Consider the following 15,545-nt stretch of genomic DNA (forward strand, 5'->3'; position numbering starts at 1 on the left):
CGCAGCGGGCATGAGGCACAGGGCTGAAAGCAGGGAAAGGACACCGGATCAAGACGTTAACATAGCTCAAAACAGTGGCTTCCTCGCTGTGTCCGCCGGACTGGTGGGCGTGGTGAGCTACGCGTGCACCCTGCTTATGGCCAACATGCTGGGGACAGCGGATTACACACAGTTTGCGGCCGCCGCGATGATCCTTGGCGTTGTGGGGATCGTGGCCAACGCGATGGTTCCGCTTCCTCTCTCGCATGTGGTTGCGGTGCATCCGGCAGGCTCCGAAGAGCGGCGGAACGGCGTGGCCTTCTCCGTCTTCGTGTCCTGCCTGGCGGGTGCCGCCGCAGCCGCCATTACCGGCGGCGTAACTCTCGCGCTTGCCACTCCCGTCCTGGCAGCAGCGGTGGCTCTGGCAGCCTTTGTCATTTTCGTTGTGAATGCGCCCGCCGGGTGGCTTCAGGGCGAACTCCGCTTCACGTGGTACGCAGTGTCAACCATCGGCGAGGTTGTCTTGCGGTTGATCTTCAGCCTGCTGGTGATCGTGATGGCATGGGGTGCCGGGGGAGCTGTCCTCGGTTTTGTCGTGGGGTGCCTGGCGCCGCTGGTGGTGCCGTGGTCGTTCTATCGGGATCTCCGCTGGCGTCCGCGGGTGTTGCTCGAGAAGTGGCGATGGGCCGAAACCAGCGATATCGCGTCGGTTCTGTGCGTCGTCTCCGTGCTGGTGGGGATCGACGTCGTAGTGGTCGGCTTTCTGGACAATGGCTCGGCTGAGGCGGCAGGTTTCCAAGCGCTCGCCACCATTGCAAAGGGGCCCGTTTACGTGGCTGCGGGAACGGCGCTGGTGGCATTTCCGCTGCTTCGCACCCCTGGAGTCAAGGTCAGCGCGGTGCTGGGCGCTTCCTTCGCCTCGTTCGGGCAGCTTGTGGTGGTGGCCTTCGCCATCATCGCCACGGCACCGCCCCTCATGTCCGGCGTCATTGTTCCGCAGAAGTATCACGGCTCCCTTGGGCTCCTGCCATGGCTGGCGGCGTCCGGCCTCGGTTATGCCGTCCTGATGGTGCTTGCCACCATCCTCCTTGCCATGCGTGCCTATCGCCGCTGCCAAATCGGCCTTGCTTGTGCTTGTCTTCTGGTGATCGGCGGACTGTGGATCGGCTGGCAGACGAACGCCGTCTCGGGAATGGCTGTGGGATCTGCCGTCGGTGCGGTCACTGCTGGCTTGGTCCTGACACTGTTGGCGCGTCCCGTGCTGGCGTCTGCCAACCCGGGAAAGGGGACGGGCAGGTTCGCCATCCTGGCGTTGGCCCTGATCGTGGTCCTTGCAGGCGCCGCCCACCTGCACCCCTTGCTCTGGTTGCTTCTCGCCGGCATCAGCGGTGTCACCGTTCTTGCCCATCAGCGCGGAATCCTGCCGCACAAGAACGACTTCAGGATCTCCCGTCGTCGGCAGGTTGGCAGACGCAGCAAAAGTCCAGGCCGCCGGTCCAAGCCTGAATCAGCCGACATCAGTCCGCTTCCAGCCTGGGTAATCCGGGCGCTTTCGTGCAACCTGACCGCATTCGTCGCTGTGGTTGCTGGCGCGTTCGGTGTTCGTGCCCTCGGCCTCGAGCGTGGCTTCGAGGTGTGGGTAGACGAGATGCTCTATGTCCGGTTGGGTGAGTCCGTAGCCGCCGGTGAATTCCCCACTTTGCCTGATGGCCCGTTCTTCCTCCACCCACCCGGCTATTTCCTGTTGGAAGCCGGGGTCGTCCATATTTTCGGAGTTACCGGTGAGATCATCGAGGTGACCCTTCAACTGCGTTGGCTCAACGCCCTGATGGGTGCAGCGACAGTAGGGCTGGGCTTCCTGTTGGTACGCAAGCTGGCCACTCCGACCGCGGCGTGGCTCACGGCCGTGCTGCTGGCATTCGAACCGTTCATCCTGCGGAACAACAGCCATGCATTCCTCGAGACCTCGGCCATGGTGCCGGGGCTTGCCGGATTGCTGCTTCTGGTCTCTACCAAGGAGCCGAAGAGCAGGCTGCATTCCTTCCTCAGGCTTGCAACAGCGGGGCTCTTGCTGGGGTATTCCATTCTCTGCAAGGACTTTTTCTTCATCTGCACCGTGGCCCCGGTGGTTGCGGCCATGGTGTGGAAGAAGACGTACCCGTGGCGACAGGGGCTTGTGGTCACAGCCTTTGGCTTCGTGCCCTACGTGATCTACCTGATTGTGGTCGCTGTGCACGGTCACTTCCCCAGTTGGGTGTGGGCCAAGACCAATGGGTTGGTGCGCATGTCCGGCGTGGAGAAGAGCACGGGGTTCACCTCTGAGGGATCGCCCAGCATTCTGTCCCGGCTCGTTGAACAGAGCGGGCACTTCGGGACCAGCTACATCCTGCTGGGGCTATGCCCCGTGGTTGGCTTGCTGTTGTGCTTCAGCCACCACGCGGGCCGGCGCCTGATTGGACTGGCCGGCTTGGCCCTTGGAGCTGCAGGGGCGTATAGCGCTTTGTTTGGCACTTTCGAGGAACAATACGGATACGGCGTCATGGTTGCCGGAGCTATTTGTTCGGTCTTGGTGGTGGTGGAAATTCGGGAGAGGTACCCGAGAACCCGCAATACCTTGGCCATCATCAGCGTGTGCTACGTGGTATTGACCGTGGTACTGGGCCTTCGCACAGCCCTAACTGTGGACAACGGCTTCGTCCGGGCTAATGACTGGGTGCAGGCCAATCTCCCTGCCGACGCTCGGATTAGTGTTACCAACAGCACCGGGCATTTTGCCTACATGCATGACCCCCGGTTTGGGATCTGGCCTTCGGCACCGTTGATGAAGCAGAACGGCGTTAGCTACATCCTCACCCAATCCAAGCCCACCAGCCAAGGCTACGGCTACGCCAACCCCACCATGCTGGCTTGGCTAAAGGACCACGCAACTCCCATGGTCACAACGCCCGGCCCCACCAACGGTGAAACCACTATCTGGTACGTGGATCCCACTGCCCTTGATGCAGCTGCTGCGGCCAACATCGGAGTGCCTTCCAAAGACTTCGGGACGGAAAGATAAAGATGAGAGTTTTGCATTTGGGCTTTGAAGATCCGCGCATGCCCGGGGCAGGCGGGGGATCTGTGAGAACCCACGAGATCAACCGCCGACTGGCCACGAAAGGGTTCCACGTCACCGTGCTGACCACCCGCTATCCGGGCTGGCAGGAACGCGTGGAACACGGTGTGCACTATGTGCCCATCGGGTTCGGAACGGGCGGTAACCGCCTGTCCAGGCTGGTGGCGTATGTGGCCCGGCTGCCCTTCGAGGTTCGGAAGCGTCGGTTAATGGCTGACTTGGTGGTGGAGGATTTCTTCGCCCCGTTTTCCACCATGGCCGCTCCCCTCTGGACCAAGCGCCCCACCATTGGTGTTGTCCAGTGGCTTCATGCCAGGGATAAAGCCCGGCAGTACAAGCTGCCCCTGCATTGGATAGAGCGACTGGGCGTGCGGAAGCACCGCAGGCTCATCGCGGTTTCGCAAGGCATTGGAGATCGGTTGAAAGAACTGAACCCGGACCTGCACGTGGACGTTATAAGCAATGGCGTAGATCCCGGAGTGTGGGACAACGAACCCCGGCTGGGGAAGGACGTCCTCTTCGTCGGACGCCTCGAGTACGGGCACAAGGGCTTGGATCTCCTTCTGGAAGCCTGGGCGCAGGCCTGCGAGAGGGTTGAGGGCAATCTGCTGATCGCAGGCACGGGCCCGGACGAGGAACGGTTGCGAGCATCAATCCAAGAGGCCGGTCTCTCCGAGCGCGTCCTGATGCTCGGGTGGCTGTCCGGGGACAAGAAGTTCCAAGCGCTCAGCGATGCCCGGCTTCTGGTGGTGCCTTCGCGGCACGAGACGTTCGGCTTGGTGGCCATCGACGCACTGGCAGCGGGTACTCCGGTTATTGCCTTCGATATCCCCTGCCTGAGAGAGATCATCCCGCCGGGGACGGGTTGGATCGTCGAGGCCTTCGATGTTCTGGCACTAGCCGATGAAATTGCCTCCCGTTACTCCCAAACGGGGCTGGAGCACGTGGCTGAGCAAGGGCGGAAGTTTGCCGCCGGTTACAACTGGGACGCGCTCGCAGACAAGCAGGCGCAGGCCTATCACATGGCGCTCACAGAACTGAACAGCCCTCAACCCCGGCGGCCACAAGCCGACCACACCGAAAGGGCTTGAATGCCGCTCCGATCACGAATCGAACATTCAATGGCGGGCGACGCCCCCTGGCTGTTCCTGTCACCCCATCTTGATGATGCAGTCCTGTCATGCGGTGCGCTTATTGAAGCCCAGGCCCAGGGGCGGCAGATCATCGTCGCCACGCTGTTCACTGAGGCACTGCCGTCACCCCACACCCGGGCAGCCCGGTCCTTCATGCGTCAATGCACCGTTCCGGACGCTGGTGAATTGTTCCAGGCCAGGCGGTCGGAGGACCGTGCCGTGCTGCGGGACATGGGAGTTCAATCCATTCACCTTGGTGAAGTGGACGCGCTGTTTCGACGACGACGCAAGCCACCGGTGCTGGGAAGCAGCGCCTGGGAAAGGCTGCTCCCGGAGCTCACCCACCGCTATCCCACGTACCGGTTCGACATCGCGCTGGGAAGGATCGCCAAGGGTGATCGAGCACTCATCCGCCAACTCCGCTCTGACGTCGCCGGACTCATGGCACAAACCCAAGCTGAGCTGTTGTTTTGCCCGGCAGGGGTGGGGAAGCATGTGGACCACCTGATCACCCGGGAGGTAGGCGAAGGACACCCGGAAAACGTGGTGATGTATTCAGACTTCCCCTATGACCTGGCTGGCGGCCCGGATAATAAGCACATGTCCAGGATGGGCTTTGTGCCGTGGGCCTGGGACACGGGACTCGAGGCAAAGCCCGGGCGGATCAGGCAATATCCCACGCAGGCAGATGCCCTGTTCCCCACCGGGGAGATTCCCGTGAAACCGGAAACTTACTTTGTGCCCGGACTTATTACCGGCAGTGCATGACGACTACTGGTGAGGCCGGTGAGGTATCCCGGCCGAGGAATCGAGCGCGGAAGTCTGCCCGTGCCTCACAGAGGGCGTTGCGGGGACACTTGTGGTTTGCAGTCCTTGTAGGTTTGTTGGCCGCGGTCTTCCGGATGTTCGGTGTTCAACGGGCCAATGACGTCTTCATTGACGAAGTAACCTACGCAGATATTGCAAGGCAAATAGCGGATGGGCACATGCCATCAATCTTTGGCACCCCATTTTTCCTGCACCCTCCAGGCACATACGCCCTTAACGCTGTGGTCATCCGCGCGTTGGGCCTGGAAGGCCACTCCACCGATTTGGTGTTGCAGTTGCGCTGGGTCAATAGTGTCCTCGGAGCAGTTGCGGTGGTTATCTGTTTCCTGTTGGTTCGCCGTTTAGTGGGTGTTGGACCTGCTGTTGTGGCTGGCGTCATCCTGGCCAGTGACCCGTTTGTCCTTCGCATGGATGGGCGGTTGATGATGGAAACTCCAGCCGGCATGGGAGTCCTATCGGGATGGTTATTGGTCCTGTTGCTGCTCGATCGTACGCCGGGACGGAGCCGTTTATGGCTTGAAATCAGCGCCGGAATTGTCTTCGGACTGGCCATCGTTATGAAAGACATGACTGCAGTGTTCACTGTGGTTCCGTTACTTGCCGCGGTGGTCTGGCGCAGGACAGTGCCCCTCCAAACAGCCTTGCGAATCCTCGCATGCTCCACAGTTCCCTATCTGATTTATCTGGGTTTGATCGCCGCCAGCGGGCTGTTTCCGCAGTTCATGGAACAGAAATCGGTGGGTGTCCTACGAATGATGGGCGTCGTTCAGATGACCGGATTCAACTCAGTCCACAGCGTGAGCCTCGCAGAGCGGCTCCTTGACCTGGCTGGCCGCTTCGGCACCAGCTATCTGCTTCTGGGGCTTTCCATCGTGGCGGGAGCAGTGACTGCTATGTCTCCGCTGGTGGAACGGCGGGCAATTGGTTTGTTTTCGCTTGTTACCGGCTTGGTGGGTCTCTACTCCGTCTTCTTCGGGGCGGCAGAGGAACAATTTGGCTACTGTGTGGTGCTGGCTGCCCTGGTCTCGGTGCCCGTAGCCGCTGTGATGGTGGTGAAATGGCGGCCCCGCCTCAGGGGGATCGTCATGGCCGCCACAGTAATCATGACCATGCTCAGTCTTTTTCTGGGTGTTCAGGCAAGATCAGTAGTCGATGACGGGCTTGTCCGTGCTCGGGAGTGGATGAACGCCGAATTGCCGCCGTCCTCCAAAGTGGGTTTGACGTCAGTAACCGGTGAGTTCGCCCTTATGCCGCATGAGGGGTGGGAGGTCCTGCCATCCTTGCAGTCTCTGCACGACCGCGATGCCCAGTATGTCCTGACACAGGGGAGGCAATTGAGCGAGGGATACGGCTTCGCTGCACCTGAGTTCCTGGACTGGCTGCAGGACAACGCCCAACCGGTTTTCACCTTCAGGGGACCGACTTCAGGCGACACCGTTGTGTGGCAATTGGACCGCGCAAAGCTGGACGCTGCAGTCGCAGGAGGGCTGAATTTCCCTCCCGTGAGCGGCGGATACCCGTGAGAAGCATGCTTCGTGTTGCATTGGTGTTCATAACAACATCTGTAATCGTCGGCTGCAGTGGGGCGACCCAGCCGGCGCCGGAGCACATGTATTTCGGTGTTCTGGGCGCCACATGCACCTCCGCACGCCTCGCTGCACTTCACGATGCCGGAGTTTCCGTCGTGGAGTTACCTTTGGCATGGGATCGGTACCAGCCGGGAGCCGGACGAGTGGACCATCATTACGTTGCAGAGGTTCGTGAACGCCTCAACAGTTGCCGTGGGGCCGGTATGGCCGTGGTTCTGTCCCCGGGCCTGCATTACCCGCCTGATTGGGTAAGAGGTCTGGCCGGAGGTGTGCTGAGGGGAAGCGGCGGCGGAGTCCCAAAGGAGGAGGGGGCCGAGCTCGTATTCAGTGCCGCGGCGAGGGATGCGGCGCAAAAGTACTTGGCCCTTGTTGCGTCGGACCTAGGGTTTGAGGGCATAACAGCAATACGAGTCGGGACGAATGCCAGCGGGGAGTTGGGATACCCAGGGCCCGGTGACGGTGGAAATGAACGCGAGTACTGGGCATTTGGTGACGCTCCCCAGTACGGCATCGGTTTGGCAGAGGGCGTTGCGCCTTCCCCCATGCCGGGGTGGATTCCGGGTTCCAGTTCATGGCATGGGCGGCCGGTAACTGCCGAGCAGGTCCAACGGTGGTGGGACTGGTATTCCGGATCTACGGTGGACGCAGCCGTATGGCAGATAAGCGAGCTACGGAGACTTGGCTATCAAGGGCGCGTGCATGTTCCGGTAGCGGGCCGCGGAGTCTTGCTGAAAGACAAAGCAAAAGCCATAGAAGGAGGCTTGGATGGCCGGGCCAATCCGGACGGCGCCCAGGAACGCGGCTTGGACTATTCTGCTCAGTTCGCTGCGCTCGCAACGTTGCCGGGCGTGGACGTGGACTTCACCGGCTTGGATGACGTGTCGGCCGTGAGAGCGGCCGCTGCCGTGCCCCGGCAAGACAGGTGCCTCCCCGACGACGACGAGAGCGTGCTGATGGATGACGTCTCACAGTGGTCCTCCCATAGGTACACGAGCGCCTTGGCCCGGCGAGCCGGGCTGGGACTGGTCGGGGAGAATCCTGGTCCTCCCGATGCACCATTCACCGGCGGCTCACCGCAATCACACAGCATTGGCGAACAACTGCGTACGGCTCCGGGGTACGCCGTGGAATGTGGGATGACGACGTTCCTTTTTGGCTTCGAAGAGAACCTCTTTGATGAGGAAGGCAACGGTCTCAGCACGGAGGACTACAAACAAGTCATCCAGCAGCTGAAGTCCGCGGCCAGGTCACTCTGAGCGGAGGGCATCGGCCAGGGACACCCGGTTCCGGCCGGAGGCTTTCGCTGCGTAGAGGGCAAGGTCGGCTTCCCGCAAAAGCTGCTCGGTCCCGGCGCGGTGCCCCTCCGTAAACGCGGAGATGCCCGCACTGATGGTCAGGACGCCGTCGGGATCGCCGGAGTGCTCGATCCGCAGGGATTGCACAGCAGACCGAACACGCTCCATGACCATTCGAGCGCCGGGAGCCTGCTGATCCCGCAGGACCAGCAGGAATTCCTCGCCGCCGAACCTGTACACGGCATCGGATTTCCGGACCTCGCCAGCCAGCGTCGAGGCAATGGCAACCAGTGCGGCGTCCCCGGCCTGATGGCCGTAGATGTCGTTGTAGCTCTTGAAGTTGTCCACATCCACCATGGCCAGGCAGTAGTTGTGCGCAGTCACGCCCCCTCCGTGCAGGGCGCCCAGATCTTCGGCCAACTTCAGCCGGTTGTGGAGCTTTGTAAGGGGGTCCGTGCGAGCCTGGTCACTCAGCGCGGAACGGTACCGGGCCAGATCTGCATGCAAAGAGGTGATGCGCTGGGCAGCCAGGAGCCTGATGTGCAGGCTGAACGGATCCAGGGGCTTGGTGACATAGTCGTCAGCTCCGGCTTCCATTCCGGCCAGTACGTCTTTCCGGGAACCGTGCGAGGTCACCAGGATCACGTAGGTATACCGGTCCTCTTCGGCCGCCCGAATGGCACGGCAAAGATCCAGTCCGTTGAGGCCGGGCATCATCAGGTCGGTCACAACAGCTTCCGGGCTGTGCTCCTTATAGAGCTGCCATGCCGAGTCGCCGTCGACGGCCACGATGCACTCGTGGCCGGACTGCTCGACGGCGGCCTTGGTGATCATCCGGGAGATCTGGTCGTCGTCAGCGATGAGAATTTTCACAGTGCTCCCGGAGAGTGTGCTTCAGTAAGTGTCTGCTCGAGTGCCTCGTCCACGAGGGCAAGTTCAGTGCGCAATTGGCCCAGCAGCAGCGGTCCGGAAGCTCCCAGTCCAGGTCCTGCGTCGCGTCCGAGCCGATCCAGTTCCTTGCATAGGGCGGCAGCGCCCACAGCTCCAATATTGGCGGCCGCACCCGCGAGTTTGTGTGCTGCCGCTTCCACATCCGCGGCTTGTCCGTTTTCCAAAGCAGCACGCAAGGTGTCCACGGCTCGTTGGGAATCCTGTCGGAAAGCTCTGACGGCTTCGGGCAACAGGCCCAAACCGTCGGCCGGTCCAAGTTCGCGCAGGATCTGCAGCCGCTCGAGCTCAAGAACAACAGGATTCGACGCCGGTGCTTCCGCCTGCTGTTGCGCTACGTCCGCAACAGCTGCGGCACCCAACCCTCCTTCCGCCGTCGACGTTTGCGGTACCCAGCGGGACAGGACTTCAGCGAGTTTGGCCAAATCCACGGGCTTGCTGATGTAGTCGTCCATGCCCGCGGCGAAACAGCGCTCGCGGTCTTCATCCAGCGCGCCGGCCGTCATGGCGATGATGGGTATTCGGGCGGAGTGACCGTTGCGGGCGCGGATGGCCCGGGTTGCATCGAAGCCGTCCATGACGGGCATATGGCAGTCCATGAGCACTGCCGCGTACGCGCCGGTCAGTGCAGCGGAAACGGCTTGTTCGCCGTCTTCCACGATGTGTACCTCGTAGCCGAGGCGGTTTGCCATGCCGCGCGCCACTAGCTGGTTCACTTCGTTGTCCTCGGCCACCAGGAGCTTTCCGAGCCGTGGCACGGGATCGGCCGCTTCAACTGGGTGTGCCAATGGCTGAGGGGATGGCATGCCAGCGGTCTTTGTAGCCAGGACACGCAATAGACGGTTATAGAGTTCGGAGCTGCGGACGGGCTTTGTGAGGTATTCGCGAATTCCGGCCGATGTGAGGTCGCTCCTTTCCACCTGCATGGTGGAGGTCAGCAGGATGATCCCCGGGCCGCCGGAACCGTTGCTCTCGTCCTTGATGTTGCGGGCAAGCTGGAGGCCGTCGATGTCGGGCATGCACATGTCCACCACGGCGATGTCGTAGGGGTGGCTGGACAGGGCCGCGGACCGGAACTCGTCCAGTGCGGACGCGGCGTCGGCAACCGAGAGGGGAAACATTCCCCAGCTGGCTAGTTGCGTTTCCAGCACCAGGCGGTTGGTGGCGTTGTCGTCCACCACCAAAACCCTGCGTCCGGCCAGGCTGGCAGGCAAAGCTTCCGTGTCCGAGGCTGCCGGGCCAACGGGGAGATCAAGGTCAAACCAGAACCTGCTGCCGACTCCAACCTCGCTGTCCAGGCCGATCCTCCCACCCATGACTTCCGTGAGGCGCCTGGAGATAGCCAAGCCCAGTCCCGTCCCTCCGTAGCGGCGTGTGGTGGAGGCGTCCGCCTGGGCGAAGGATTCGAAGAGTCTCTGGTGATTTTCGGCGGTGATGCCAATGCCGGTGTCTCTGACCTCGAAGCGCAACGACGCCTTGGCAGCGTCCTGGGCAAGAACGGAGATCTGGACTTCCACTTCACCGGAGGGAGTGAACTTGACCGCGTTGGAAGAGAGGTTCAGGAGGATTTGGCGGATGCGGCCGGCGTCTCCCATCAGGCGAGCGGGAACGTCCGGGTGGCAGTAGGAGATGAGCTCCAGGTTCTTTCCCTGCGCAGCTTCCACAACCAGTCCCGCTACTTCTTCCACCAGGGCCCGGGGGTCGAAGACGTTGATGTCCAGGTCCACTTTCCCGGCTTCGAGTTTGGAGAAGTCGAGGATGTCGTTGATGAGGGTCAGCAGGACCTCGCCGGCGCCCTTCACTCCTTGGGCGTACTGCCGTTGGCCTTCGCTCAGGGGCGTGTCCATCATGAGGGAGGTCAGGCCGATCACCGCGTTGAGGGGAGTCCGGATTTCGTGGCTCATGGTGGCCAGGAACTCGGACTTGAGGCGGCTGGCCTCCAGGGCTGCTTCCCGTGCTGCGAGTAGTTCTTTCTCGGCAGCCTTGCGTTCCGTAATGTCGCGGGAGATGGTGGCGACGCCGCGGATGCCGGATTCACCCCGAACAGGAGAAAGTGTCACGGACACGGGGATAACCTCTCCGTCACCGCGTAGACGCTGGCTTTCGTAGTTCTGCACGTCGCCGCTTTGGGCGGTGACCTCCAAGGCTTGGCGTTCGCTCTCGAACAGGTGCTGAGGAACGAAGAAGTCACCTTTACGGCCAATGGCTTCCGACGCAGGATAGCCGAAGATGTGTTCGGCACCAGGGTTCCAGCTGGTGATCACGCCGTCGGGGGTTTCGCCGATGATGGCGTCGCCGGAGGAGTTGACGATCGCCCCGAGTCCCTCAAGCTCGGCGGTGCGTTGGGCCACCTTTGACTCGAGTTCGCGCGTCAGCGTCACATTTTCGACGACGATCAGCACCTGCCTCACTATGACGAAAACAATCACCACGAGACCGGTGATCAACAGGATGCGGTCTTCGCCGATGGGGCGGCTGCGGGAGAAGAACACGGCACTGAACACAGGCACGTAGGGGAGGAGTTCGAGGGCCGCGGCGTAGGCTCGGCCGTCTTTTTGCGTTGCCCCGGATTCGGGGAGCAAGGGGCTGAGTCCCACCAGCAGGAAAGCGAGTACCCAACCAAGGGTCAAGGGGGAGCCAGTGACACCCGTGATGCCTTGGATGGTGAAGCTCATGTACGCCAGGTCTGTAATGGCGAGGATCCAGAAGCCAAGTCCCATGCTCAGCCATGGCAGCCGGCGGCCGCGGGCTGCGCGCATGGTCAGGACGATTACCACGGAAACCATGAAGACATCTGCGATGGGGTAGGCCATCTGTGTCATGTGGGCAATGGCGTCCTGGTCCGTAGCTCCGGCCAGGGGGCCCAGCACGGAGCTCCAGGCAATGAAGAACGTGGAGCTTGCCACCACTCCTGCGTCCAGGATGCTGCGGCGAAGCGAAATACGCAGTCCTTGCCCTTTTGATAGCAGCACCAGCCCGATGGAGGTGGGCAGCGCGTACCAAACGAAGCCGATGTCCGCGAAGGACGGGAACGGGTACTGGTGGTTCAGGGCGATGCCATTGATGGTCCATACCGTCTGGCCGGCGCTCCAGATGGTCAGGCCCGCCACGATGAACCAGCGGCCGGAGTTATTGTCCCGACGCCTCAAGGCAGCGAGGGTGTGGGTGGTCAGCGCGGTGAGTGCGGCGAGAAGGATGGCCAAGTCACCGGCGAGTTGCGCCGTCGTCGTTCCTACTCCGCTTGCCAGCCCGAAAGCCAGCAGCACCAAACAAACCGCAGCGGGCACCAGAAAGAGTGGCCAAACCTGCTGCAACGACGAGCGCACTGGAAGAACCCCGTGCTTCACTCCTGCCACTGAACCCCTACCTTCAAAAGTGGCCCCACCAAAAGCGAACAACGCGTCTAGCCTGCGCTGAGGAGAGCATACGCCGAAAATCCCATGTAAGTAGCAGTTAATGCCGTTCTGAGCCCTCAAAACGACATTAACTGCTACCTAGTTGGGTTAAGTGGGGTTGGGTGGGGCTGCGTGGGTTAGCGCTGCGGGGTTAGGGCCTTCGAGTAGATCACCGCTCCCAAAGCGTTGCGCAGGCTCACCGTGAACATACCGTCCGCGGCGAGGTCCACATGGCCAAAGTACTGGTTCTCGCCGCCACGCGGTGACTCGCCCGGGAAGCGCCCGGCCTTGGCAAACAGAACTTCGGGCCCAAAGGTCTTATCCATCTCGCTTGGCCCGAAGGAACCGGCGTTGATGGGCCCGGCCACGAATTCCCAGAAGGGGTCGAAGTCGGTGAACGATGCCCGCTCGGGGGAGTAATGGTGCGCGGCGCAGTAGTGCACGTCGGCCGTCATCCACACCGTGTTCTTGATCCCGTACTTCTTGAAGGCGCTGAGCACGCCGGCGATCTCCAATTCCCGGCCCAGAGGAGCACCGTGGTCCCGGTTGGCCAGGCTTTCCTGATTCACGGCGCCGTCCGGCACAATGATGCCCAGTGGCAGGTCGGCGGCGATCACCTTCCATGTTGCTTTGGATTTGCGGACTTCCTTGATCAGCCAGTTCACCTGCTCTTGGCCCAGGATGTTGGTGGCGTAGGGTTCTTTGCCGTCCGTGTTGGGGGACTTGAAGGTCCTCATGTCCAGGCAGAAGATGTCCAACTGCGGGCCGCGGGAGATTTTCCGGTAGATGCGCGCGGGCCGGTATTGGCCGGCGTCGTACGTTCCGGGGCGCCAGAGTGCGGCTGCGTCGGCGATCGGCATGTTCTCCTGCCAGGCCTGCCTGCCCCGCGCTGCCAAGACGTTGACGTTCCGCTCGGTGTAGCGGGGATCGTCCAGAATTTCTCCCGGGTACCAGTTGTTGGTGGTTTCGTGGTCGTCCCATTGCGCGATCACCGGGACGTCGGCGAACATGGCGCGCATGTTGGCGTCCAAGGAGTTGTAGCGGTGCCGGCCCCGGTACTCCTTCAGGGTTTCGGCCACCTTGGAGACTTCCTCAGTGACTATGTTCCGCCACACTTGGCCGTCCTTCTCCGTCACGGTTGCGGCGATGGGGCCGTCGGCGTAGATGGTGTCGCCGGAGTGGATGAAGAAGTCGGGCTTCGTTGCGTGCATGGCTTTGTAGCCGCGCATGCCGCCCAGGTCCTCGTTGATGCCCCAGCCTTGGCCGGCGGTATCGCCGGTCCATACGAAGGACTGAGAGGACGACGACGAACTGCCGCCTCCGCGCGCGTCTTCAATGCCGTCGTCGTGCTTTCCGTTGGTGGAACCCGGCGCTGTGCTGAAGGTGCCGCGAACTGCCTCGCCTGGACCGTTCTCGTCCTCGAAGGTCAGTTCCAAGGCGAAGCGTGTGCCTGCGGGAAGGCCTTTGGCATGGATTTTGGCGGTGAAGTCGCTGGCGTCCGTGGCCAAGGGCCCGCGAATGGTCCGGCTGTAACCGTAGCGTCCGCGAAGGATCTCACCGGCGCTGTCCACCGCCTGAAGCTGTGCCGTGAGTCGGCCCGGGCCCGAAGCGCGGGACCAGAGGACGGCAGACTCCGTTGTTACGTCGCCGGTGGCGATCCCCGTGGGAAGGGTGAGCCGCTTGCGCACAAGTGGGATGGCGGAAGGGGTAGCGGACGCGGGTGCGGCGGTGCTGGCGGTGACGCCGGCGAGACCGAGCGTGGCAAGGGAAGTCTTGACGAGTGAGCGGCGCGAGAGGTCAGTCATGGTTCCACAGTGCGGGGCCAGCGTGAACGGAGGGTGAGGGCGAGATGAAACCCAACTAACTCGTATTCGTGGCTGATATCAGGCCTGGGAATAGCCACAAAAGCCAGTTACTCGCGCGGCCGGCACGCTCGGGAGCAAGTAGTCCATTTCCGGGAACTGCGTAATGCCCAAGTAACCATTCGGGGCATAAGCAGGAAAGTCGAGTAGTTCCTACTCGTGCGGCGGGCAGGGGGCTATTCCTATCATTGAAATTCCTAGGTTATAGCAATTCCGTTCCTCCGGCTCAGCGGTGGACCGCACCCCCGTTAATTGTGGGTGGTGCTCCTCCCAATACGTAGCTGCGCTTCTCTCGTTCGGGCCCACTGCGGCCTGTCTCGCGCGGTCCAGAGCCATGGAGTCCCGGGGTTTCCCATGAACATGAATGACTTAGATCTTCAAACTTCCCTGTCAACCAAGAGCAATGGCGATGTTCGGCGGCCGCACTCCAGTAAATCCAAACTGTTGATTGCCGGCGCAGTACTCGCGATATTAGCGCTGATCCCATTATTCTTTGGCGTCGTCAACTGGGCGACGCCACCGGCGGGTGACGCTGACCAAAATGTTTCGCTGGAACAAGTGCCCTTTTCAAAAGACGACCGTGCTAAAGCGCCCGTAGCTTTGCCAATACAGGAAGCGGAAGCAGTGCCGGAAGCGGACACTGCGCCCGTAGCTGAAGCTCCGGCATCGGATCCAGCGCCTGCAGCACCAGCACCCGAACCTGCAGCGCCGGCGCCCGAACCTGCGGCACCGGCTCCCGCCCCTGTGGAGGCTCCAGCTCCTGTCGCGGCTCCAGTTGGTGACCCCAACCTCTACACAGTGGTCTCCGGGGACACCGTTGGTGCCATAGCGTCGCGCTTCGGCGTGGACGTCACTGCGATGTTGGCTGCCAACGGCCTCAGCGCCTACTCGGTGATTGTGCCGGGACAGGTTTTGAAGCTCACGGGACCGCCCATTGCGGTGGTCGCTCCCGCCCCGGCGCCGGCAGCTCCCGCTGCACAGGCTGCACCCGCGCCAGCACCGGCCGCTCCTGTAGCTGCCGCTCCCGCTCCCGCGCCAGCACCGGCTCCCGCCCCGGCTCCCGCTGTCAGGACCATTTACGTAGCTGGTGCCGGTGGCCAATCAATGGTGGACGCCTGCATCGGGCCCATCCATTACACGCCCACCAACGCCTATGCAACGTTCATCACGGAGCACGATTTCTGTGGAGGTTGGGGACGGTTCTCGGGCATCGGTGTTGGTGAAACGGTGTCGATCCCTGGCTACGGAACCTTCACGGCTACCGGAAGGGGCCAGGTACCCAACCCGGGAAGCACCAACGACGTCGCAGCAGTGTTCGGCGGATTCCCTGCAGTTGTCCTGCAGACCTGCATCCCTGGCACCAGCCAGATGCTGGTGATCGCCCTCAACTAAGCAATATCC

General features: G+C 62.0%; 9 protein-coding genes. 6 read left to right on the forward strand and 3 right to left on the reverse strand.

Annotated elements, in window-relative coordinates:
• Positions 1–10 precede the first annotated feature (10 nt).
• The 5 genes from RIF72_RS14955 to RIF72_RS14975 all read left to right on the forward strand — a co-directional run bounded on the left by RIF72_RS14955 (position 11) and on the right by RIF72_RS14975 (position 7,900).
• Positions 11–3,037, forward strand: coding sequence for an oligosaccharide flippase family protein (locus RIF72_RS14955; protein WP_309075631.1), 3,027 nt, complete (start codon positions 11–13; stop codon positions 3,035–3,037).
• Between the two features lie 62 nt (positions 3,038–3,099).
• Entirely contained in the window at positions 3,100–4,185 is a 1,086-nt protein-coding gene (locus RIF72_RS14960; protein WP_375164239.1) for a glycosyltransferase family 4 protein, read from the forward strand.
• A complete protein-coding gene (locus RIF72_RS14965; protein WP_309075632.1) occupies positions 4,186–4,995 on the forward strand; it encodes a PIG-L family deacetylase in 810 nt (269 codons plus the stop codon).
• Between the two features lie 218 nt (positions 4,996–5,213).
• Positions 5,214–6,578: a glycosyltransferase family 39 protein gene (locus RIF72_RS14970; RefSeq protein WP_309075633.1), complete on the forward strand. Its 1,365-nt coding sequence runs from the start codon at positions 5,214–5,216 to the stop codon at positions 6,576–6,578.
• A gap of 86 nt (positions 6,579–6,664) precedes the next feature.
• The gene (locus RIF72_RS14975; RefSeq protein ID WP_309075634.1) at positions 6,665–7,900 is read left to right on the forward strand and encodes a hypothetical protein; all 1,236 of its coding nucleotides are present in this window, start codon (positions 6,665–6,667) and stop codon (positions 7,898–7,900) included.
• Here the strand turns inward: RIF72_RS14975 and RIF72_RS14980 are convergent.
• From RIF72_RS14980 to RIF72_RS14990, 3 genes are all read right to left on the reverse strand, one after another.
• A complete protein-coding gene (locus RIF72_RS14980) occupies positions 7,892–8,812 on the reverse strand; it encodes a diguanylate cyclase (RefSeq protein ID WP_309075635.1) in 921 nt (306 codons plus the stop codon). The genes RIF72_RS14975 and RIF72_RS14980 overlap by 9 nt on opposite strands.
• The gene (locus tag RIF72_RS14985; protein ID WP_309075636.1) at positions 8,809–12,243 is read right to left on the reverse strand and encodes a response regulator; all 3,435 of its coding nucleotides are present in this window, start codon (positions 12,241–12,243) and stop codon (positions 8,809–8,811) included. The genes RIF72_RS14980 and RIF72_RS14985 overlap by 4 nt, the downstream gene beginning before the upstream one ends.
• A gap of 176 nt (positions 12,244–12,419) precedes the next feature.
• The gene (locus tag RIF72_RS14990; RefSeq protein WP_309075637.1) at positions 12,420–14,087 is read right to left on the reverse strand and encodes an alkaline phosphatase D family protein; all 1,668 of its coding nucleotides are present in this window, start codon (positions 14,085–14,087) and stop codon (positions 12,420–12,422) included.
• Positions 14,088–14,498: 411 nt separating this feature from the next.
• On the opposite strand from RIF72_RS14990, the gene RIF72_RS14995 reads away from it, so the two are divergent.
• Positions 14,499–15,536 carry a LysM domain-containing protein gene (locus RIF72_RS14995; RefSeq protein ID WP_309075638.1) on the forward strand — a complete coding sequence of 346 codons (1,038 nt, stop codon included), beginning with the start codon at positions 14,499–14,501 and terminating at the stop codon, positions 15,534–15,536.
• Positions 15,537–15,545: the final 9 nt, after the last annotated feature.

It is taken from the genome of Paenarthrobacter sp. (assembly GCF_031180005.1).
Taxonomy (GTDB): Bacteria; Actinomycetota; Actinomycetes; order Actinomycetales; family Micrococcaceae; genus Arthrobacter.